The sequence below is a fragment of the Ideonella sp. genome (genome assembly GCF_036277275.1).
Classification (GTDB): domain Bacteria; phylum Pseudomonadota; class Gammaproteobacteria; order Burkholderiales; family Burkholderiaceae_C; genus Ideonella.
In genome coordinates this window covers 1-18,969 of the sequence record NZ_DASUNH010000042.1, presented here as the reverse complement: position 1 = coordinate 18,969, position 18,969 = coordinate 1, and the positions used below count along the sequence as shown (strand labels likewise).

The following is an 18,969-nucleotide window of genomic DNA, read 5'->3' as shown; positions in this document are numbered from 1 at the left end:
CTGCAATCTACACGCGCAGACCGGCGCGGCGCAGCAACTGGGTTGTCTCGTAGAGGGGCAAACCCATGATACCGGAGTAGCTGCCAGCGATGCGCTCGATCCAACCCGCGAGCGAGCTCTGGATCGCATACGCGCCAGCCTTGCCGAAGGGTTCGCCGCTCTCGACATACGCGGCGATCACCTCGCGCGGCAACGGCGCGAACTTCACGTGAGAGTCGTTGACGGCCAGCGTCGCGCGACGGCCGTCGAACACCGCCACCGCGGTCAACACACGGTGGCTGCGGCCCGACAGCGCGGTGAGCGTGGCAACAGCGTCAGCCGCGTCGACCGGCTTGCCGAGGATGCGACGGCCGAGCGCGACGGTGGTGTCGGCGCACAGGATGGGCGCCAGCGGCAGGCCTCGGCGCTTCAGGCGCTCGCGCGCCGCCTGCAGCTTGGCGCGTGTGACCCGCTCGACATAGGCGCGCGGCAACTCGCCCGCGCGCGTGGCCTCCAGCGCCTCGGCGTCCTCCTCACCATCGGCCAGCAGCAGCTCGTGCCTCACGCCGATCTGGCCCAGCAGCTGGCGCCGGCGCGGGCTTTGGGAGGCGAGGTAGATGAAGTCGTGGCTGGCCATGGTCATGCTTGCCAGCGCAGGCGCCAGCGGCGGTTGATCGGTTCGGCGAAGTGCCTGGAAATGAGCGCGGCCAGCAGCGCGCTGCTCAGGACGAAGGCCAGCAACAGCGGTGCACGCTGGTCATGGTGCAGCGACTCGCGGCTGAAGAACTGGCGCATCCCAGCCAGCACGATAACGTGGAACAGGTACAGCTCGTAGCTGTGGCGGCCGAGCCAGCGCAGCGGTGTGGTCGCCCGCACCAACGCGCGCCTCAGGCCCCCGCCGAAAGTCGTCGCAGGCCTGCGTGTGGCCCAGATGAACACCGCCGCCGAGAGCGCCATCGCGCTGAAGCCAAACACCGGGTGGTTCGCAAAGCCGATGAAGTAGACCACCACCATCGCCACCGCCGCCAGCGGCGCCAGCACCTTCGCCCAGCCCGCGGGCAACATCCACCGGCGGCACGCCAACGCGCACAGGCAGCCGAAGGCGATGGCGTCGAAGCACGCCGGATAGGCGTAGAGGTAGGCGACTTCGTTGTCGCTGTGCTGCGCCCGAAACATGGGCCCGAGCGCCACCAGCAGCAGGCAGGCTGCGGCGATCAACGCCTCACGCCGCAGCAGCAGACACAGCAGCGGGAACACGAGGTAGAACACCTCCTCGACCGACAACGACCAGTAGACGTTCAGGCAGTAGTTGAAGTAGCCCGCGCTTTGCATCAGCTGGTTGTGCCAGAAGGTCAACACCGAGCCGACCGCCGGCCACCAGAAGCTCGCCGGGCGGACCACATCGCCATCGCTGTTGTCGAAGTACGGCACGCCGGCGAGGCCCAGCGGCACGATGATCGCGAGCGCCAGCAGCAAGGGCGGCAGGATGCGGCCTGCGCGGGCCACGTAGAACTGCTTCAGGTTCAGCCGCGACAGCTCACCGTGGCGCGCCAGCAGCCCGCTGGTGATCAAGAAGCCCGAGACGACGAAGAACACGGTCACGCCGTAGTTGCCGCTGCGCACCAGCGCACCGGTGAAGGGCCGGCCGAGGAGATCGCCGATCAGGCTGTCGGAGACACCGAAGGCCAGCGCGAAGTGCAACAGCAGCACGAGTGTGATCGCGATCCCGCGCAGGCTGTCGATCGCCGCATCGCGGGCCGGGGTGGGAGCGTTCATTCGCGGTGGTAGGGGTGGCCGATGGCCAGCGACCAGGCGCGGTACAGCGCCTCGGCCAGCAGCACGCGCACAAAGGCGTGCGGCAGGGTCAGGTCGGACAGGCGCAAGCTTTCGTCTGCGGTCGTCTTCAGCACCGGGTCCAGCCCATCCGGGCCGCCGATGAAGAAGACCACATCGCGGCCTTCGCTGCGCCAGGCATTCATGCGTTCGGCCAGTTGCACGGTCGTCAACCGTGTGCCGCGCTCGTCGAGCAGCACACGCCGCGCGCCCTTGGGCGCGACCGCCTCCAGACGTGGCGCCTCGGCCGCCATCAGCTGCGCAGCGGTCTTGCCACCGCTGCGCGGCTCGGCCTTGACCGCCTTCAGCTCCAGCCGCATCTCGGGCGGGAAGCGCTTGGCGAAGTCGTCGTAGGCGGTGTCGGCCCAGGCGGGCTGGCGCTGGCCGACCGCCGCGATCAGCAGGCGCATGGGCGCGGTGCCGGCGGCTTCAGCGCGCCGTGGCCTTGCGCGGCGCGGCCTTCTTGGCCGGCGCCTTCTTCGCGGGCACGGCCTTCTTCGCGGCTGCCTTCACCGGCGCGGCCTTCCTGGCCGGCGCCTTCTTGGCCACTGGCTTCGGCGCCGCGGCCTTGCGGGCCGGAGCTTTCTTCGCCGCGGGGGCGGCGGCACCGATCTTGCCGCTGCTGACTTTGCGCGCCGGGGCCGGCTTCTTCACGGCGACTGGCGCATCGTCGGCGCTCTTGCGCTTTGGCGACGCCTTGCCGAGTGCCGCGCGGCCGGCAGCCGACTTTTCGGTTCGTGCCGGGTGCGCCGACTTGGCCGGGGCCTTCTTCGCCGCCGGCTTCTTCTTTGCCGGCACCGGCTCGTCGTCGTCATCGCTTTCCGACGCCTTCGGCAGCGAGACCTTGTCGTCGGCCAGCTTCAGCTTGACCGGCTTGCCACCCCAGATCTCTTCGAGGCGGTAGTAATCGCGGATCGCCGGCTGCATGATGTGCGCCACCGCCGCACCGCAGTCGACGATGATCCACTCGCCGTTGTCTTCGCCCTCGGTGCGCAGCACCTGCTGCCCGCTGGACTTGACCGCGTCGCGCACGCTGGCGGCGAGCGCCTTGGTCTGGCGGTTGCTGGTGCCCGAGGCCACGATCACGCGCTCGAACAGCGGCGACAGGTGCTCGGTGTTGAAGACCACGATGTGTTGGGCCTTCACGTCTTCGAGGCCATCGACGATGGCGCGTTGCAGTTTGCGGATGTCCATTCAGTGTCCGGGGGTTGCCCGGTAGAGCTGCTGTTGATCAATATAGCCTGCGACCGCCTCGCCCACCAGCGGGGAAACGGGCTCGCCGGCGGCGGCGCGGCGGCGCACGTCGGTGGCCGAGATGTCGATGCGGGGCAATGGCAGTTCCCGCCAGGCCAGCGGCGGGCTGACCCATGCGGCGGGCGGTTGGACGGCCTGCCCCTCGCGTGCGGCGACAGCCAGCGTGGCCAGGCGGACGATGTCGCCGGCCTCTTTCCAGGTGTCCAGGCGCGCGAACTGATCGGCACCGATGACGAGGAACAGTTCGGCACCGGGTTGTTCAGCCGCCACTTCGCGCACCGTGTCGACGGTGTAGCTGGGCCCTCGGCGATGCAGCTCACGGGGATCGATGACGAAGCCCGCTTCGCCTTCGACCAACAGATGCAGCATCGCCTCGCGCTGCGTGGGACTGGCCACCAGGCGCCCCGGCTTCTGCCACGGTTGGCCGGCGGGTTGCCAGCGCAGTTCATCCAGCGCCAGCGTGTCGCGCGCCACACGGGCCAGCGCCAGGTGCGCGAGGTGCGGCGGGTCGAAGCTGCCTCCGTACAAGCCGATGCGACGGGTCACGCAGGGCTTTCGTCGGTCCACTCGCGTGGGCGCAGGAAGTCCGAGTACAACCTGGCTTCGGGGGAGCCGGGCTCCGGCTGCCAGGCGTAGCGCCAGCGCACGATCGGCGGCATCGACATCAGGATCGCCTCGGTACGGCCGCCAGACTGCAAACCGAACAAGGTGCCGCGGTCGAAGACCAGGTTGAACTCGACGTAGCGGCCCCGTCGGTACGCCTGGAAGTCGCGCTCCTGTTCGGTGTACGGCGTGCCACGCCGGCGCTCGACAATCGGCACGTAGGCGTCGAGGAACGCATCACCCACACTCTGCGTCAGTGCGAAGCTGCGCTCGAAGCCCAGCTCGTTGAAGTCGTCGAAGAAAATGCCGCCGACGCCGCGCGGCTCGTTGCGATGCTTCAGGAAGAAGTACTCGTCGCACCAGCGCTTGAAGCGCGGGTGGAACTCGTCACCGAAGGGCGCGAGCGCAGCACGGCAAGTGCGGTGGAAATGCACCGCGTCGGCCTCGACGCCGTAGTAGGGCGTCAGATCCATGCCCCCCCCGAACCAGACCACCGGCTCGGCGTCTTTCGGCTTGGCAGCGAACAAGCGCACGTTCAGGTGCACGGTTGGCACATGCGGGTTGCGCGGGTGCAGCACCAGCGACACGCCCATCGCCTCGAACGGTGCACCAGCCAACGCCGGACGGTGCGCCGTCGCCGAGGCCGGCATCGCGGGTCCCTGCACATGACTGAAATTGCAGCCGCCGCGCTCGAACAGGTTGCCCTCCTCGACCAGGCGCGAGATGCCATCGCCCTGCAGGCGTTCGCCTGGTGGGCGGGTCCACGCGTCAGTCAGGAAGGGTTGACCGTCGACGGCGGCCAACGCCGTGACGATGCGCTCTTGCAGGCCGAGAAAGTAGGCGCGCGCGGTGCTGGCGTCGAAGCTCATGCAGTCACCTTTTGAAGACGATCGGCGCAGCCAGCACCGGGTGCTTGCCAGCCACGCTTTGGTAGGCCTGGGTGATCGCCGCCAAGTCGGCGTCGAGGTCCCCGCTCAACAGCAGGAACCGCTCGACACCGATGCGCTTGCGGCCATAGTCGAAGAAGGCCAGGCCCAGCGGTACGCCGCTTTGTACCGCGACCTGGTAGAAGCCGCTGCGCCAATGCGGTTGGTACCTGCGCGTGCCTTCGGGTGCCAGCGCCAGCCACAGGAACTCGTCGTGCTCACGGGCCCATTGGAAGCGCTGCGCCATCTCGCCGACGATGCCACTGGCATTGAAACGGTCGACCGGGATGCCCCCCAGCCAGCGCAGCCACGGGCCGAACAAAGGGACGCGGAACAGGCTGTCCTTGCCCCAGAAGGCGAAGTGAATGCCCAGCGACCACTTGGCCAGCACACCGACGATGAAGTCCCAGTTCGACGTGTGCGGGTAGGCAATGAGGATGCCTTGCCGCGCGGGCAGGCCGTCGAACACCAACTCCCAACCGGCCAGGCGCAACAGCGCCCGGGCGAGGCGACTGCCGCGCGGGGCCGGCAGCCGGCTTGTGACGACCTGCGGGCTGGGTTCAAGGAATGACGGGCCGCTCCCGAATTCCTTGCCCCCCTCGGGGGGCAGGCTGGACACCAGCCCAGCCATGGGGGCGCGATGGCTGTTAGCGCTTGATGGCACGGTGGCCGATGTCGGAACGGGAGATCGCACCATCGAAGTGGATCGCCTGCAGCACCTCGTAGGCGCGATGCTGTGCGGCGCGGGCCGAGTCGCCCAGCGCGGTCACGCACAGCACGCGGCCGCCGCTGGTGACCAGACGCTTGTCCTGCTGCGCGGTGCCGGCATGGAAGACCATCGCGTCTTCGACACCCGCCGGGTCGGCGGGCAGGCCGCTGATCGCGTCGCCCTGGCGCGGGTTCGCCGGGTAGCCGGCAGCGGCCATCACGACACCGAGTGCGAAGCGGCGGTCCCAGTGCAGCTCGACCTGGTCCAGCGTGCCGTCGGTGGCGTGCATCATCACGTCGACCAGGTCGCTCTTGAGCCGCATCATGATCGGCTGCGTCTCGGGGTCGCCCATGCGGGTGTTGAACTCGAGCGTCTTCGGCTGGCCGTTCGCATCGATCATCAGGCCGGCGTAGAGGAAGCCGGTAAACGCGATGCCGTCTTTCGCCATGCCGGCGATCGTCGGCAGGATGATCTCGTGCATCGCGCGGGCGTGCACGTTGGGCGTGACGACCGGGGCCGGTGAGTAGGCACCCATGCCACCGGTGTTCGGTCCGGTGTCGCCGTCGCCGACGCGCTTGTGGTCCTGGCTGGTGGCCAGCGGCAGCACGTTCTTGCCGTCGCACAGCACGATGAAGCTGGCTTCCTCGCCCTGCAGGAACTCTTCGATCACGACGCGCGCGCCGCCGGCGTTGTGCACCACGCCGAGCGTGTTGTCTTCGAGCATGAAGCGCACGGCCTCGTGTGCCTCTTCGAGCGTCATCGCGACGACCACGCCCTTGCCCGCCGCCAGGCCGTCGGCCTTGACGACGATCGGCGCGCCGAGCTGGTCGATATAGGCGTGCGCCTGGGCCGGGTCGCTGAAGGTCTCGTAGGCCGCGGTCGGGATGCCGTGGCGCTTCATGAAGTCCTTCGCGAAGGCCTTCGAGCTTTCAAGCTGCGCCGCCGCCTTGGTGGGCCCGAAGATGCGCAGGCCGCGGGCGCGGAAGATGTCGACCACGCCTTGCGACAGCGGCGCCTCGGGGCCGACGACCGTCAGGCCCACCTTCTCGGCGACCGCAAAGTCGGCGAGCTTGTCCGGGTCGGTGATCGCGACGTTGGTCAGCCGCTTGTCCAGCGCCGTGCCGCCGTTGCCGGGCGCCACGAAGACATGCTGCACCTTCTCGCTCGCCGCCAGCTTCCAGGCCAGCGCGTGCTCACGGCCACCGCCGCCGATCACCAGGACGTTCATCAGGCCGTCCTCCGACGAGCCGTGTCTAGGAGGACGAGGGCCCCCTCGGGGGGCTGCGGACGAAGTTCGCGTGGGGGCATCATGCTTCTTCGATTTCAGCGTTGTGGTAGACGTCCTGCACGTCGTCGAGGTCTTCGATGATGTCGAGCAGCTTCTGCATCCGCGCGGCATCTTCGCCGGCCAGTGCGATGGTGTTCTCGGCGCGCATCGTGACTTCGGCAATCTCGGGCTTCAAGCCAGCGGCTTCGAGCGCGTTCTTCACCGCTTCGAAATCGGCCGGCGGCGTCAGTACCTCGATCGCACCGTCGTCGTCGGCGATCACGTCTTCGGCGCCGGCTTCGAGCGCCACTTCCATCACCTTGTCTTCCGAGGTGCCAGGGGCGAAGACCAGCTGGCCGCAGTGCTTGAACTGGAACGCCACCGAGCCTTCGGTGCCCAGGTTGCCGCCGTACTTGCTGAAGGCGTGCCGCACTTCGGCCACGGTGCGCACGCGGTTGTCGGTCATGCAGTCGACGATGATCGCCGCGCCGCCGATGCCGTAGCCCTCGTAGCGGATTTCCTCGTAGTTGACACCTTCGAGGTTGCCGGTGGCCTTGTCGATGTTGCGCTTGACGGTGTCGACCGGCAGGTTGACGGCCTTGGCCTTTTCGATCGCCAGCCGCAGACGCGGGTTGGCCGTGGGATCGCCGCCACCCAACCGCGCGGCGACCATGATTTCACGGATCACGCGCGTCCAGGCCTTGCCGCGCTTTTCGTCTTGGCGGCCTTTGCGGTGCTGGATGTTGGCCCATTTGGAATGACCGGCCATGAGAACTCCTGTGCCGCTGCCTCGGGCGCCATCAAGGGAAAGATGGCTGGCAGCGTTGTCGTCGACGGGGGGAACCTGGCATTTTAGCTGCGCAGCGCGTTGACAGGGGTTCCGGCAGCCTCGCACACTGACCCGTCGCCAACCACGCGACCCACTTCGGCTTCCACCAACCCGCATGGCCCTTGCCCCCACCGAGCAGGAACTCGCCGCCTCGTGCCTGAGCCTGCTGGCCCAACCCGCGCTGTGGCCGCAGCTGCGCCTGCCCCCACCCACCACTACCCGCGCTGCCGAGGCACCATGGGCCACCTACTGGGCGACGCGGGTCGACGCGGCGCTCGACGTGGCCGAAGCGCGGGCACTGCTGGAAGCCGCGTTCGCCGCTTTCACCACCCAACAGGACCGGCTGGGCGAGCTGCTGTGCCTGGCCGCCATCATCGAAAGCTACTACGTCGACGAAGGCCCGTTGGAACCACTGGACGGCTGGATCGACCAGCTGGCCAGCCGCCTGCCCGACCGTCAAGGCTGCTGGGCTTCGCAGGAGCTGGAAGCGCGGGTGCTGGCCTGCGGCGTCGGCATCCTGTTGCGTGACCAGGCACACCCGCTGCTGGCAGGGTGGGCCGAGCGCGGCGCCACGCTGGTGCGGCAGCTCAAGCCCGGCGCCTCGCGGCTGAAGCTTGCCACCTTCCTGGCCCAATACCACCTGTGGCGCGGCGAATTCAGCCGCGCCAGCCTGATCGTCGACGCGCTGCCCGGGTTGGACATGAGCGGCCTGCTGCCGGGCGAAGCGCTGGTCTGGCTGGAAACGCTGGCCACCCACGCTCGCTACGCCGCGCAGCCCGAGCGCGGCCGCGAGGCGATCGACGCCGCACTTCAGCTCGTGCGCCAGCACGGCCTGCGCGAGCACAAATACGCGCTGCATGCCCACGGTGCCGCGCTGGCCCTGGCTGCACAGGACGCGCCGGCCGCCCGCCAGCACCTGGATGCGATGCGCCCGGTGCTCGACCGTGGCCCGCAGGCCGACCAGACGCACTACTGGCACTTCCACGCCGGCCTGGCGCTGCTGGAGGGGGACGCGGCGCAGGCGGTGGAACTGGCGCGCGCGGCGCTCGACAACTCGGCCGAGATCGGCGGCCCGTTTCGAACGGCCACCCACGCGCTGAGCCTCGGCCAGGCCCTGCTGGTGGCCGGGGAGACCTCGACCGCGTTGGCGGCGTTCGAGCGTGCGCTAGTCGCAGCGCGGCCGATCGGCGCCGAATTGCTGGTCTTCACCGCTTTGCTGATGCGTGCCGCCTGCCTGCAGCGTCTGGATCATGGCGATGAAGCGCTGTCGGACCTGCGCATTGCGTGGGGCGAAGGGGCCCGACGCGGCTTTCGCACCACGGCCGTCTGGTGGTTGCCGCAGGTGATGGCCGAGCTGGCGCGGCTGGCACTGGCGCACGACATCGAGCCAGCCTTCGTGCGGCGCTTCGTGCGCCAACATGGTTTGCCCGGGCCGGATGCAACGGTGGACAGTTGGCCGTGGCCCCTGCTTTTGCGCGGCTTCGGCGAGTTCGAAGTCACGCTCCACGACATGCCACTGGCCCGCAGCGTCGGCAAAACCGCCCAGCGTCCGCTCGATTTGCTGCGCGCGCTGCTGGCGCATGGCGACAGCCCGCTGCCGGTGGCCACCGCGCTGGACTGGCTGTGGCCCGACGCCGAGCCGGCGGCGCAACGCAAGTCGTTCGACGTGGCGTTGCTGCGCCTGCGCCGCATGCTGGACGACCCGCGGCTGGTGCACCTGGAAGGCGGCCGGTTGTTTCTGGACCCGCGTTGGGCCTGGAGCGACGCCGGCGCCTTGCATGGGCTGATGCAGCAGATCGGCTCGGCCCACGCCGCGTCGCTGCCCCGGTTGCGCGGTTGGGGCCAGCAGTTGCTCGGCCTGATGCGCGGCCCCTTTCTGGTCGGCGAAGACGCGGACTGGGTGCAAGCGGCGCGCCAGCGCTACCGCCAACGCTTCGTCATCACGATCGCCCAGCTGGCGTCGCACATGGAACCGCTCGACCCCGCCGCCTCGGTGCAGCTCTACGAACGCGCGCTGGATATCGAGCCCTTGGCCGAGTCGCTGAGCCGGCGCCTGATGCGGCTGCACAGCCAGCTGGGCCAGCACGCCGAAGCGCTGCGCGCCTGGCGCGCCTGCTGCACGATGCTCGACGTGGCGGCGGGCATCGGCCCGTCGGACGACACGCGCCGGCTGGCCGCCGAGCTCGGCCTGCCCGCTTGGCGACCCTGAACCGGCCGGCCCCACGCCAGGGGCACACCCCCAGTTCCAGGGGAGCGCGGTAGGTCAGCCGTAGGGCATTGGTAAGACGGTCCGCGCGAAGCTGACAGCCGGTCGTACCGACCTGTCGACTCGCTCACATCCACCAACGAACAGGAGGCCTCATGCTTCGCCACCCCTTGATCCTTGCCGCCGCCCTCGCCTTTGGCGCCTGGCACCCCGCGGCCCATGCCACTGCCGACTGGCTGACCGTTGCACCCACCTGCGTGCCTGATTCATCACAGTCGCTAGACTTCGGGCTGACCAGCCTTGGTGGCGGCTATGTGCGCTCGGCCGGCCGCAACCCGCCGGTGGCCTATTTCTGCCCGGTCTGGAACCCCGACGACCTGGCCGCGACGCCGAGCTGGAAGTTCCTGAAGCTGCAGGCGCTGGACCCGAACGGCGGCGGCGGCAGCGTCGTGGCGACGCTGTACGCGAAAAACCGCATCACCGGCGCCGTCAGCCCGGTGACCAGCGTCGCGAGCCCCCTGTCGAGCATCGTCATGGTCACGAGCGTGCCGCTGCCAGCACCGCTGAGCTTCAAGCGCAACGCCTACTACGTGACGATCCAGATCGACGCGCCGACGATGCCGGCCGAAGCCCACATGGTGATGCTGACGAACTAGGGGCTCCGCTCCCCCCATCCTGCAGCGCGATCGGAAGGCGAACGGTAGGACACCTGGCCCAACAGTGAAGACCGGTCGAGACATCGGCCCCACTCATCCAACCTTCACTGGAGACCATCATGTCCATTCAACGTCGCCTCATTCCCGCCCTGCTTCCGCTGGCCGCCGGGCTGCTCGGCGCCCCTGCACTGGCGCAGACCGAACGCAGCTGGACCAGCATCGGATCCGCCGGCGCCGTCAACCCCACCCAACAAGCCAGCGTCGAACACTCGATCAACTGGGCCCGCGTGCCGTTCAATGCGACAAGCGGCGAAGCCACGCTGCACTACAACGTCACCGCGGTCGATGGCTTGTTCGTCCCACCGCCGAACCTCAGCTCGTTCGCCTTCGGCATGCGCTTCATCGACAACGGTGCGTCAGGTCGCGTGCAGCTGCGCTTGCGCTCCTACGACCGGTCCAACGGCACCCTGACCACGCTAGAGACGCTGGACAGCAACAACGTGGCACCCAGCAGCAGCGCACAGTCGACCTTCCGGTGCATCGCGCACGAATTCGACTTCTCGCGCAGGGCGTACTTCGTCGAGGCAGTGCTCAGCAAGACGGCGTTGGCCGGCCGGGCCCAGATCGGCGCGATGTGGCTGACGCCGACCGACTGCATCGTCACCCCGTGATATGCCGACCAGAAGGAGCCTCCCATGAACACCCGATTCCCGCCCGCCCGGCTGGCGCGCGCGCTGGCCGCCGGCGCGCTCCTCGCCGTCACCGCCAGCGCCCACGCCGCCTTCATCGACGACTGGCAAAGCGCTGCCAGCGCCTGCACGCCGATCAACTCGAGCACGCTGGGCACCGCGACCATCCCGACCACCGGCGCTTACGTCCGCGCACCGCTTGCGCCGGCGGCCAAGCTGGTTTATGTCTGCAATGTGCTGGACTCGTTCGCCACGGCGGCACCGACCTGGGACTACCTGCAGCTGCAGTACCTCGACCCGGTCGGCGGTGCCGTGCGTGCCCAACTGTTCGAAAAGAGCAAGGCCACCGGTTCCGTTGTCTTGCTGGCCAGCGCCGTCAGCGCGGCCGCCGTGCCGATCAGCACGGTGACGGTACTGGTACCGGCGATGAACTTCGCCGCCAACAGCTACCACGTGGTAATCACGTTGCTGCCCCAAACGTCCACCCAGGTGCAGGCACACATGGTGACGTTGACGCAGTAACCACCGTGGCGTGCAAGCGAGCTCCGCGCCGCCCGACCCCCGTCTTGCAGGCCGGCCGCAAGCAGTCCCGGCCTGGTGACTCCGCTAGACTGGGGTGGCCCGCCACTCCAGTCCCTCGCGAAGCCTCACACATGGCCGAACCCATCCTCGTCGCCCAGCATGGCGACATCGCGTGCCACCTGTTGCCCGGTCTGGCCAACCGCCACGGGTTGATCACCGGCGCCACCGGCACCGGCAAGACGATCACGCTGCAGACGCTGGCGGAAAACTTCTCGAAGATCGGAGTGCCGGTCTTCCTGGCCGACGTCAAGGGTGACCTGACCGGCATCACCCAGGCCGGCCGGGTCAGCGACAAGCTCGCCGCCGTCCTGAAGGAACGCGGCCTCGATGCCCCCGAGCCCTTCGCCTGCCCCGCCACGCTGTGGGACGTGTTCGGCGAAGCCGGCCACCCGGTGCGTGCCACCATCACCGACATGGGACCGCTGCTGCTGGCCCGCATGCTCGCGTTGAACGAGACCCAGAGCGGCGTGCTGAACCTGGTGTTCAAGATCGCCGACGACCACGGCCTGGCGTTGCTCGATCTGAAAGACCTGCGCGCGATGCTGCAGTACGTCGGCGAGAACGCCAGCCAGTTCACCACTGAGTACGGCAACGTCAGCGCGGCCAGCGTCGGCGCGATCCAGCGCGGGCTGCTGCAGATCGAAGAACAAGGCGGCGATCAATTCTTCGGCGAGCCGATGCTCAACATCGGCGACTTCATGCAAACGATCAACGGCCATGGGGTGATCAACATCCTCGCCGCAGACAAGCTGATGAATGCGCCGCGCCTCTACGCCACCTTCCTGCTGTGGATGCTGTCGGAGCTGTTCGAGACGCTGCCCGAAGTGGGTGACGTCGAGAAGCCGAAGCTGGTCTTCTTCTTCGACGAGGCGCATCTGCTGTTCAAGGATGCGCCGGCCGCACTGGTCGAGCGCATCGAGCTGGTCGTGCGGCTGGTGCGCAGCAAGGGCGTCGGCGTCTACTTCGTGACGCAGAACCCGCTGGACGTGCCCGATACCGTGCTGGGTCAGCTCGGCAACCGTGTGCAGCATGCGCTGCGCGCCTTCACGCCGCGCGACCAGAAGGCCGTCCGCACCGCCGCCGAGACCATGCGCCCCAACCCTGCCCTCGACGTGGCCGCCGCGATCAGCGAGCTGGCCGTCGGCGAGGCGCTGATCAGCTTCCTCGACGAGAAGGGCCGTCCATCGATCACCCAGCGCGTCTACGTGCTGCCGCCGGGCAGCCAGATCGGCCCAATCGCGCCAGCGCAGCGCCAGGCCCTGCTGCAGAACTCGCTGGTCGCCGGCGTCTACGAAAAGACGGTGGACCGTGAATCGGCCTATGAAGAGCTCAAGGGCCGCGCCGTCGCCAGTGCCGACACGGCCCAGTCCATGTCGGAAGAAGCCGAGCGGGCCGCACGCCAAAGCCCGGCGCCGACCAGCACCGCCGGACAAGCCCCTGCGGGTGGCGGGCTGTGGGGTGGCATCAGCGACGTGCTGTTCGGCAGCACCGGCCCGCGCGGCGGCCGTCGCGAAGGCCTGGCCGAATCGGCCGCCCGCAGCGCGATGCGCTCGGTCGGCTCCGCCGTCGGCCGCGAAATCGTGCGTGGCGTGCTGGGCTCGATCCTGGGTGGCGGCACCCGGCGGCGGCGCTAAGCCGCCTGCGCCAACGTCGGCCGCGCGGCCTCCGGTCGCCGGTACCCACGCACCTCCAGGTCGTACTTGTCCTCAGCCACGGCAGCCAGCAACTCCTTTCGGATCTGGCGTTCGAGCAAAGGCTTCAGCAGCACGCCGACGACAGGTGGTAGCGGCAGCCGGATCGTGACCGTCACACGGGTGCCGGCGCGCGCCTCGCGCGTCTCGGCACCGAACTCGAAGTGCAGCGAACCGCCCTTGTTGAAGCCTTCGACCGAGGTGTCGGTCATGCTGCCGCCGGCGCCGAACTCGCGCTCGAACACGTCGCGCTGGCGGATGCCCAGCAGCCTGACTTCCTGCACATAGCGCGCCCGCCGGGCGGACTGGTGCTGTACCTCGAAGTGCAGCTTCGGGTGCACGTTCGCCTGAATGTGGTGTTCGAGGTCGGCGAACTGCGACTTGACGATCGGCAGGTCGGCGGCGATCCACTCCTCGTGGCGGACTTCGGCAAAGCGGGTCATCGGTGTCTCCTCGGCAAGTCGCCGCTACAGCCCGCGGCGTCAAACAAGGCATACGCACTCAACGCGGAGCCGGATTCACCCCATCCAGCTTAAGCCACGCCGATCGCGCCGCCCTATCCCCTCTTCGCGCGCGCCGGGCGCCAACTGTCGCGCCAGGGCTGGCCAGGAGATCGGCGACGCCGACAATCGCCCCGATGGCTGATCAATCGATTTCCGCGTCGCCGGCCGCCGCGCTTCCGCTGCGCGCCTGGGCACTGCGCTCGCTGCAGCACGTCGGCTATGCGCTGGTGCTGGGCACCGGCGTCGCTGTGCTGCTGATGCTGCTGTCGCGGCGCAGCTCCTGGCACACGCTGGTCTATTCCTGGTGCATCTCGATCGGCTGCAGCGTCTCGATCGACGTGCTGCGGCACCTCGCCACCGCGTGGGTGCGCCGGCACGAGACGCAGCCCAGCATCGAGAAGCAGGTCGACTGGCCCGGATGGGGCTGGATGTCAGCCTGCCTGGGGCTGGGCACGCTGTCGGGCATCACGCTCGGCACCCAGCTCGGCAACCTGCTCATCGGGCGGGAAGGCCATGTGTTCAGCGGCGGCCCGGGCATGGTCGCGGCGATGCTGGTGATCTCGCTCCTGCCGGGCGTTGGCATCACCTACTACTACCGCGCGAAGGGTCGCCTGCAGACGGCGCAGGCGCTGGCCGAGACGGCGCAGCGCCAGGCCAGCGAGACGCGGCTGAAGCTGCTGGAGTCGCAGCTCGAACCGCACATGCTGTTCAACACGCTGGCGAACCTGCGCGCGCTGATCGCGCTGGATCCGGAGCGTGCGCAGGCCATGCTCGACCGGCTGATCGACTTCCTGCGCGCCACGCTCGGCGCCAGCCGTGCACCCTTGCACCCGCTGTCAGCCGAATTCGCGCGCCTGGCGGACTACCTGGCGCTGATGCAGATCCGCATGGGCGACCGGTTGCGGGTCGAACTCGAACTGCCGGACGCGCTGGCGGCGACGCCAATCCCCCCGCTGCTGTTGCAACCGCTGGTCGAGAACGCGATCAAACACGGGCTGGAGCCCAAGCGCGGTGCCGGCTTGATCCGCGTGCAGGCGCTGGTCGACGGCGCCGAGTTGGTCCTGCGCGTGACCGACAGCGGCGTCGGGCCGCAGGCGTCAGCGGCGGCAGCAACAGCAGGTACCCGATTCGGCCTGGCCCAGGTACGCGAACGGTTGACCACCTTGTACGGCGACCGCGCTTCGCTGCAATTGGAGCCAGGCCCGCCGAATGCCGGTGGCACGGTGGTCACCTTGCGCTGGCCGCTGGCGGCCACGCCTACCACGCTTTCCTCCCCTTCATCGATGACGCCATGACCCAGCCCTTCGCCGACGATCCTCAACTGCCCGCGACGGCGCTGATCGCCGAAGACGAACCCTTGCTGGCCCAGGCGCTGCAGGCCGAACTGAAGCGCGCTTGGCCGGGGCTGGAGGTCGTCGCGTCGGCCCCGGACGGCGACAGCGCGGTCGAGCTGGCGCTGCAGCACCAGCCCGAGCTGTTGTTCCTCGACATCCGGATGCCCGGCCGCAGCGGGCTGGAAGCGGCGCAGGCGATCGTCGAGGACTGGCCGGCCGACCGGGCCTTGCCGCTGGTCGTCTTCATCACGGCGTACGACCAGTACGCCCTGCAGGCCTTCGAGGCCTGCGCGGTCGACTACATCCTCAAGCCGGTCCAGCCGGCGCGGCTGGCGGCCGCCTGCCAGCGCCTGCGTGGCCTCGTCGCCCGTCGGCGGCCGGTCTCGGGCACGCCCGCACCGGTGGTCTCGACAGCACTGGCCGACGGTGACCAGTTGCTCAGCCAGCTGCGTCAGCTGCTGGGGGCACCAACGGCCGGCAGCGCGCCGCAGCTGCTCAGCGTGATCCAGGCCTCCAGCGGATCGACCGTCCACATGGTGCCGGTCGAGGACGTCGTCTACTTCGAGGCGGCCGACAAGTACGTCCGCGTGCTCACCGCCACACACGAGCACCTGATCCGCACCTCGCTGCGCGAGCTGCTGCCGCAGCTCGACCCGCAGCGCTTCTGGCAGGTACACCGCGGCACCGTCGTGCAGGCCCGCGAGATCGAACACGCGCTGCGCGACGAGGCGGGCCGGGTGCAGCTGGTGCTGCGCCATCGGCCCGAGCGGCTGAACGTCAGCCGCATCTACGCGCCGCGTTTCAAGGGCATGTGAGGCCGGCGCCGTTGGCGCCGCGGACGAGCCATTCGCGAACGCCGGCGACCACGCGTCGCAACCGGCTGGAGCGACTGGGCTTGCCGCGCGACGATGCAGTCACCCCGAACGAACCGAGAGACTGCGATGAACGACTGGACCACCCCGACCGCCTCGAACGCCGCCGATGCCCAGCTGTTGCGCCGCGCGCGCCGCCGCGTCGCCATGAAGACCGGGTTCTTCATCCACGCGCTGGTCTTCACGCTCGTCAACCTGGGCTTGTTCACGCTGAACCAGGCGATCGGCGGCCGCCACTGGAGCATGTTCCCGCTGTGGGGCTGGGGCCTGGGGCTCACGATCCACGGTGTTGTCACCTTCCTGAACCTGGTCGGTGACGGTTGGCGCGAACGCATGCTGACGGCCGAGCTGGCGCGGCTACGCGGCCAGGGCTGAAAACACAAGCGGCGCCGGCCGGCCCCCGGAGGGGCTCGGACCGGCGCCGCGTTCAGCGCCTGGACGGCATTGGGCCTGAAGCGGCCCGGTCAGGACGCCTTTTCGCCCAGCAGCGCCGGCTTCAGCGAGGTGTCGGCCGGCTTGTCGCCCAGCCAGATCTTCAGCAACGCGTTGTAGAAGGCCAGATCGGGCAGCGGCTCTGAGACCGACTTGCCGTTCAGCGTCATCACCGTGCCGGTGCCCGGCACCCAGTCGGTCACCAGGATGTCACCCTTCTTCAGGTTGCCCTGGGCGGTGAAGATCTCGCCGAACTTGGCCATCTGGTTGATGATCTTGCTCTTCTCCGCCTTGTCGGTGTTCTTGTTGATGCCGCTCATGAAGGCTTCGCCGAAGTCTTCGCCGCTGATGTCACGCAACATCACCAGCGTGAAGCGGCGGGGGCCGTCGACAGCCAGCACGTCGGCGGTGGTCTTCTTCTTGTCGGGCAGGTACAGCCCCATCACGTAGACCTTGAAAAACGCACGCGTGCGCACGCCGGCGCCGTTGAGTCTCAGGTCTTTCCCGGCGACCTTTGCGCTGTCGTCGAGCTTGACGCCTTCGACCTCGACGGCCGCAGCCGGCAGGGCCAGCGCCATCGCGCACAGCAGCCCACCCATCAGGCGGGGGATCGCGGAACTCAGTTTCATGCGTACTCCAGGCAAGGAATGACAAGGGTGAGGACGTGGCCAGGCAGCCGGTCTCGTATCAGGGCACAGGCGCCGCCGGCCTGTCAAGGTCGGGAAACAGTTGATGGCGCATCCGCGATGGGATGCGCTTGAACGACAACGCGGCCGGAGTGGCCGCGGTTGTCAGCGGACGCGGGATGTCCGGCTCAGGCTTGCAGCCCGCGCCGGGCGAGGACGCCCGGCCCCTTCGTAGGCGCGATCCGTGCGCAGGCACGGCTCGCGTCCGACTCAGGCGTGCAGCTTGAACAGGCTGACGGTCTGCTCGAGCGTCTGCGACTGGCCGCGCAGCGACTCGGCCGCGGCCGCCGCCTGTTCGACCAGCGCGGCGTTCTGCTGGGTCGAGCTGTCCATCTGGTCGATGGTGCGGCTGACCTGCTCGATGCCCTGGCTCTGCTCCTGGCTCGCGGCGCTGATCTCGCTCATGATGTCGTTGACGCGGCGCACGCTGGCCACGACCTCGTCCATCGTCGTGCCGGCCTGGGCGACCAGCTTGCTGCCGAGTGCCACCTTCTCGACCGAGTCGGTGATCAGCGTACGGATTTCCTTCGCGGCTCCGGCCGAGCGTTGCGCGAGGGAGCGCACTTCGCCCGCCACCACGGCGAAGCCGCGGCCCTGCTCGCCAGCGCGCGCGGCTTCGACCGCCGCGTTCAGCGCCAGGATGTTGGTCTGGAACGCGATGCCGTCGATCACGCCGATGATGTCGCCGATCTTCTTCGACGACGCGTCGATCGAGCCCATCGTCTGCACGACCTGCGAGACGACCTCGCCGCCTTGCTTGGCCACCTCGGACGCCGAGCGGACCAGCGAATCGGCCTGACGGGCGTTGTCGGCGTTCTGGCGCACGTTGTTGGTCAGGTCCTTGATCGAGTGCGCCGTCTGCTGCAGCGAAGCGGCCTGCTGCTCGGTGCGGGTCGACAGGTCCATGTTGCCGCTGGCAATCTCGGCCGAGGCGGCGGCGATCGATTCGGTGCCCACGCGCACGTTGCCGACGATGCGCTGCAGGCACTCGTTCATGTCCACGAGCGCCGCCATCAGTTGGCCGGTCTCGTCCTGCGTCTTGACTTCCATGCGGCTGGTCAGGTCGCCGGCGGCCACACGTTGGGCGATCCTCACCGCATGCGTCAGCGGCACGGTGATGCTGTGGGTCGAGAAGTAGGCGACCCCCAGGCTCAGCGCGGCGGCGCCGAGCGCCATGCCCAGGATCAGCAGGCCGGTGCGCTTGGCCTGCGCGGCCGAGTCGACGCGCGCCTCTTCCATCTGGCTGTGCTGGTAGCTGATGAACTTGTCGAGTGCGGCGAAGTACTTCAGCTGCACCGGGCGGATCGCGAAGATGAACTTCACCATCGCATCGTCCTTGTTGTCCTCGGCAACCAGTTGCGAGAACGCGGCCGACACCGGCTTGAACTTGTCGCGCAGCGCGGCGATTTCCTTCAGCTGCTCCTGGCCGGCCTCATCGGTGATCAGCGTCTTCAGGCTGGCGAAGGTCGCATCATTGGCCTTCATCACCTTGTCGATGTTCTCGAGCTCCTTCTTGATCTGACCCGGCTCGGTCATGATCAGGATGTTGCCCATGTTGCGCGACACCTCGTTCAGCTCGGACTTGATCTGCCCGGCGACCACCGTCTTCTGATAACGGTCGCCGACCAGCAAGGAGATCTCGTCGCTCATCGCGCCGATGCGCATGTAGGCCATCGCGGCCATGACGCCAAAGACGGCGATCACGACGCCAAAGCCAAGGGCCAGCCGCTGGCCAATCTTCAGTCGGGTGATGTTGAGCATGCAGTTTCCGTGGTCTTCACCGGCCCGTGGCGGCCAGCCGGCGGCCCTCTTGCATCACGCAGGAGCCAGCCTTCTCATGGCCATTTTCGGCAGCAGCAACGTTTTGTTGAGTGCAGAAATGCAGGGCGAATCGGCGTCTTCTGTGGGGTGCCATCTC

Annotated in this window: 20 protein-coding genes; 8 read left to right on the top strand and 12 right to left on the bottom strand. The window is 68.5% G+C overall.

The window, feature by feature from the left end; all coding sequences use genetic code 11:
* Window positions 1-7: 7 nt before the first annotated feature.
* The 9 genes from VFY73_RS08540 to VFY73_RS08500 form a co-directional block, all read right to left on the bottom strand.
* Entirely contained in the window at window positions 8-616 is a 609-nt protein-coding gene (locus tag VFY73_RS08540) for a Maf family protein (protein ID WP_329717697.1), read from the bottom strand.
* Between the two features lie 2 nt (window positions 617-618).
* Complete coding sequence (locus VFY73_RS08535) at window positions 619-1,755, bottom strand: acyltransferase (RefSeq protein WP_329717642.1); 1,137 nt, start codon at window positions 1,753-1,755, stop codon at window positions 619-621.
* Entirely contained in the window at window positions 1,752-2,222 is a 471-nt protein-coding gene (gene rlmH, locus VFY73_RS08530) for a 23S rRNA (pseudouridine(1915)-N(3))-methyltransferase RlmH (RefSeq protein WP_329717640.1), read from the bottom strand. The genes VFY73_RS08535 and rlmH overlap by 4 nt, the downstream gene beginning before the upstream one ends.
* 19 nt (window positions 2,223-2,241) lie before the next feature.
* Window positions 2,242-3,006 carry a ribosome silencing factor gene (gene rsfS, locus VFY73_RS08525; RefSeq protein ID WP_329717638.1) on the bottom strand — a complete coding sequence of 255 codons (765 nt, stop codon included), beginning with the start codon at window positions 3,004-3,006 and terminating at the stop codon, window positions 2,242-2,244.
* Window positions 3,007-3,612 (bottom strand): nicotinate-nucleotide adenylyltransferase, encoded by a 606-nt coding sequence (gene nadD, locus VFY73_RS08520; protein WP_329717636.1) that lies wholly within the window; start codon window positions 3,610-3,612, stop codon window positions 3,007-3,009.
* Window positions 3,609-4,538: an oxygen-dependent coproporphyrinogen oxidase gene (gene hemF / locus VFY73_RS08515; protein WP_329717634.1), complete on the bottom strand. Its 930-nt coding sequence runs from the start codon at window positions 4,536-4,538 to the stop codon at window positions 3,609-3,611. Before hemF ends, nadD begins: the two co-directional genes overlap by 4 nt.
* Before the next feature lie 4 nt (window positions 4,539-4,542).
* Window positions 4,543-5,226: a 1-acyl-sn-glycerol-3-phosphate acyltransferase gene (locus VFY73_RS08510; protein ID WP_329717631.1), complete on the bottom strand. Its 684-nt coding sequence runs from the start codon at window positions 5,224-5,226 to the stop codon at window positions 4,543-4,545.
* Between the two features lie 16 nt (window positions 5,227-5,242).
* A complete protein-coding gene (gene purD, locus VFY73_RS08505; protein ID WP_329717629.1) occupies window positions 5,243-6,532 on the bottom strand; it encodes a phosphoribosylamine--glycine ligase in 1,290 nt (429 codons plus the stop codon).
* A 79-nt stretch (window positions 6,533-6,611) separates the two neighbouring features.
* The gene (locus VFY73_RS08500; protein WP_329717627.1) at window positions 6,612-7,340 is read right to left on the bottom strand and encodes a YebC/PmpR family DNA-binding transcriptional regulator; all 729 of its coding nucleotides are present in this window, start codon (window positions 7,338-7,340) and stop codon (window positions 6,612-6,614) included.
* A gap of 175 nt (window positions 7,341-7,515) precedes the next feature.
* Here VFY73_RS08500 and VFY73_RS08495 point away from each other — a divergent pair, with 175 nt between their 5' ends.
* From VFY73_RS08495 to VFY73_RS08475, 5 genes are all read left to right on the top strand, one after another.
* Window positions 7,516-9,609 (top strand): BTAD domain-containing putative transcriptional regulator, encoded by a 2,094-nt coding sequence (locus VFY73_RS08495; RefSeq protein ID WP_329717625.1) that lies wholly within the window; start codon window positions 7,516-7,518, stop codon window positions 9,607-9,609.
* A gap of 152 nt (window positions 9,610-9,761) precedes the next feature.
* On the top strand, window positions 9,762-10,262 hold the full coding sequence (locus VFY73_RS08490; protein WP_329717624.1) for a hypothetical protein: 501 nt from the start codon (window positions 9,762-9,764) through the stop codon (window positions 10,260-10,262).
* A 119-nt stretch (window positions 10,263-10,381) separates the two neighbouring features.
* Entirely contained in the window at window positions 10,382-10,933 is a 552-nt protein-coding gene (locus VFY73_RS08485) for a hypothetical protein (RefSeq protein ID WP_329717622.1), read from the top strand.
* Window positions 10,934-10,957: 24 nt separating this feature from the next.
* A complete protein-coding gene (locus tag VFY73_RS08480) occupies window positions 10,958-11,473 on the top strand; it encodes a hypothetical protein (protein ID WP_329717620.1) in 516 nt (171 codons plus the stop codon).
* 131 nt (window positions 11,474-11,604) lie between these two features.
* Window positions 11,605-13,167, top strand: a complete 1,563-nt coding sequence (locus VFY73_RS08475) for a helicase HerA-like C-terminal domain-containing protein (protein WP_329717618.1) — start codon at window positions 11,605-11,607, stop codon at window positions 13,165-13,167.
* Here VFY73_RS08475 and VFY73_RS08470 read toward each other — a convergent pair.
* A complete protein-coding gene (locus VFY73_RS08470; RefSeq protein WP_329717616.1) occupies window positions 13,164-13,667 on the bottom strand; it encodes a hypothetical protein in 504 nt (167 codons plus the stop codon). The genes VFY73_RS08475 and VFY73_RS08470 overlap by 4 nt on opposite strands.
* Window positions 13,668-13,861: 194 nt before the next feature.
* Between VFY73_RS08470 and VFY73_RS08465 the strand changes: the two genes are divergently transcribed.
* The 3 genes from VFY73_RS08465 to VFY73_RS08455 all read left to right on the top strand — a co-directional run bounded on the left by VFY73_RS08465 (window position 13,862) and on the right by VFY73_RS08455 (window position 16,308).
* Entirely contained in the window at window positions 13,862-15,022 is a 1,161-nt protein-coding gene (locus tag VFY73_RS08465; protein ID WP_329717614.1) for a sensor histidine kinase, read from the top strand.
* The gene (locus tag VFY73_RS08460) at window positions 15,019-15,876 is read left to right on the top strand and encodes a LytTR family DNA-binding domain-containing protein (protein WP_329717612.1); all 858 of its coding nucleotides are present in this window, start codon (window positions 15,019-15,021) and stop codon (window positions 15,874-15,876) included. Before VFY73_RS08465 ends, VFY73_RS08460 begins: the two co-directional genes overlap by 4 nt.
* Before the next feature lie 126 nt (window positions 15,877-16,002).
* Entirely contained in the window at window positions 16,003-16,308 is a 306-nt protein-coding gene (locus tag VFY73_RS08455) for a 2TM domain-containing protein (protein ID WP_329717610.1), read from the top strand.
* 89 nt (window positions 16,309-16,397) lie between these two features.
* Here VFY73_RS08455 and VFY73_RS08450 read toward each other — a convergent pair whose 3' ends face one another.
* Both VFY73_RS08450 and VFY73_RS08445 read right to left on the bottom strand, forming a co-directional pair.
* The gene (locus VFY73_RS08450; RefSeq protein WP_329717608.1) at window positions 16,398-16,994 is read right to left on the bottom strand and encodes a chalcone isomerase family protein; all 597 of its coding nucleotides are present in this window, start codon (window positions 16,992-16,994) and stop codon (window positions 16,398-16,400) included.
* A gap of 267 nt (window positions 16,995-17,261) precedes the next feature.
* The gene (locus VFY73_RS08445) at window positions 17,262-18,812 is read right to left on the bottom strand and encodes a methyl-accepting chemotaxis protein (protein WP_329717606.1); all 1,551 of its coding nucleotides are present in this window, start codon (window positions 18,810-18,812) and stop codon (window positions 17,262-17,264) included.
* Window positions 18,813-18,969: the final 157 nt, after the last annotated feature.

Bases quoted from the DNA above. Each gene is read 5' to 3' on its own strand.
- purD (WP_329717629.1), bottom strand. From the start codon at position 6,532: ATGAACGTCCTGGTGATCGGCGGCGGTGGCCGTGAGCACGCGCTGGCC.
- VFY73_RS08510 (WP_329717631.1), bottom strand. From the start codon at position 5,226: ATGGCTGGGCTGGTGTCCAGCCTGCCCCCCGAGGGGGGCAAGGAATTC.
- VFY73_RS08445 (WP_329717606.1), bottom strand. From the start codon at position 18,812: ATGCTCAACATCACCCGACTGAAGATTGGCCAGCGGCTGGCCCTTGGC.
- VFY73_RS08460 (WP_329717612.1), top strand. From the start codon at position 15,019: ATGACCCAGCCCTTCGCCGACGATCCTCAACTGCCCGCGACGGCGCTG.
- VFY73_RS08495 (WP_329717625.1), top strand. From the start codon at position 7,516: ATGGCCCTTGCCCCCACCGAGCAGGAACTCGCCGCCTCGTGCCTGAGC.
- VFY73_RS08490 (WP_329717624.1), top strand. From the start codon at position 9,762: ATGCTTCGCCACCCCTTGATCCTTGCCGCCGCCCTCGCCTTTGGCGCC.
- VFY73_RS08535 (WP_329717642.1), bottom strand. From the start codon at position 1,755: ATGAACGCTCCCACCCCGGCCCGCGATGCGGCGATCGACAGCCTGCGC.
- VFY73_RS08480 (WP_329717620.1), top strand. From the start codon at position 10,958: ATGAACACCCGATTCCCGCCCGCCCGGCTGGCGCGCGCGCTGGCCGCC.
- VFY73_RS08450 (WP_329717608.1), bottom strand. From the start codon at position 16,994: ATGAAACTGAGTTCCGCGATCCCCCGCCTGATGGGTGGGCTGCTGTGC.
- VFY73_RS08475 (WP_329717618.1), top strand. From the start codon at position 11,605: ATGGCCGAACCCATCCTCGTCGCCCAGCATGGCGACATCGCGTGCCAC.
- rlmH (WP_329717640.1), bottom strand. From the start codon at position 2,222: ATGCGCCTGCTGATCGCGGCGGTCGGCCAGCGCCAGCCCGCCTGGGCC.
- VFY73_RS08470 (WP_329717616.1), bottom strand. From the start codon at position 13,667: ATGACCCGCTTTGCCGAAGTCCGCCACGAGGAGTGGATCGCCGCCGAC.
- VFY73_RS08455 (WP_329717610.1), top strand. From the start codon at position 16,003: ATGAACGACTGGACCACCCCGACCGCCTCGAACGCCGCCGATGCCCAG.
- rsfS (WP_329717638.1), bottom strand. From the start codon at position 3,006: ATGGACATCCGCAAACTGCAACGCGCCATCGTCGATGGCCTCGAAGAC.
- VFY73_RS08465 (WP_329717614.1), top strand. From the start codon at position 13,862: ATGGCTGATCAATCGATTTCCGCGTCGCCGGCCGCCGCGCTTCCGCTG.
- VFY73_RS08540 (WP_329717697.1), bottom strand. From the start codon at position 616: ATGGCCAGCCACGACTTCATCTACCTCGCCTCCCAAAGCCCGCGCCGG.
- VFY73_RS08485 (WP_329717622.1), top strand. From the start codon at position 10,382: ATGTCCATTCAACGTCGCCTCATTCCCGCCCTGCTTCCGCTGGCCGCC.
- VFY73_RS08500 (WP_329717627.1), bottom strand. From the start codon at position 7,340: ATGGCCGGTCATTCCAAATGGGCCAACATCCAGCACCGCAAAGGCCGC.
- hemF (WP_329717634.1), bottom strand. From the start codon at position 4,538: ATGAGCTTCGACGCCAGCACCGCGCGCGCCTACTTTCTCGGCCTGCAA.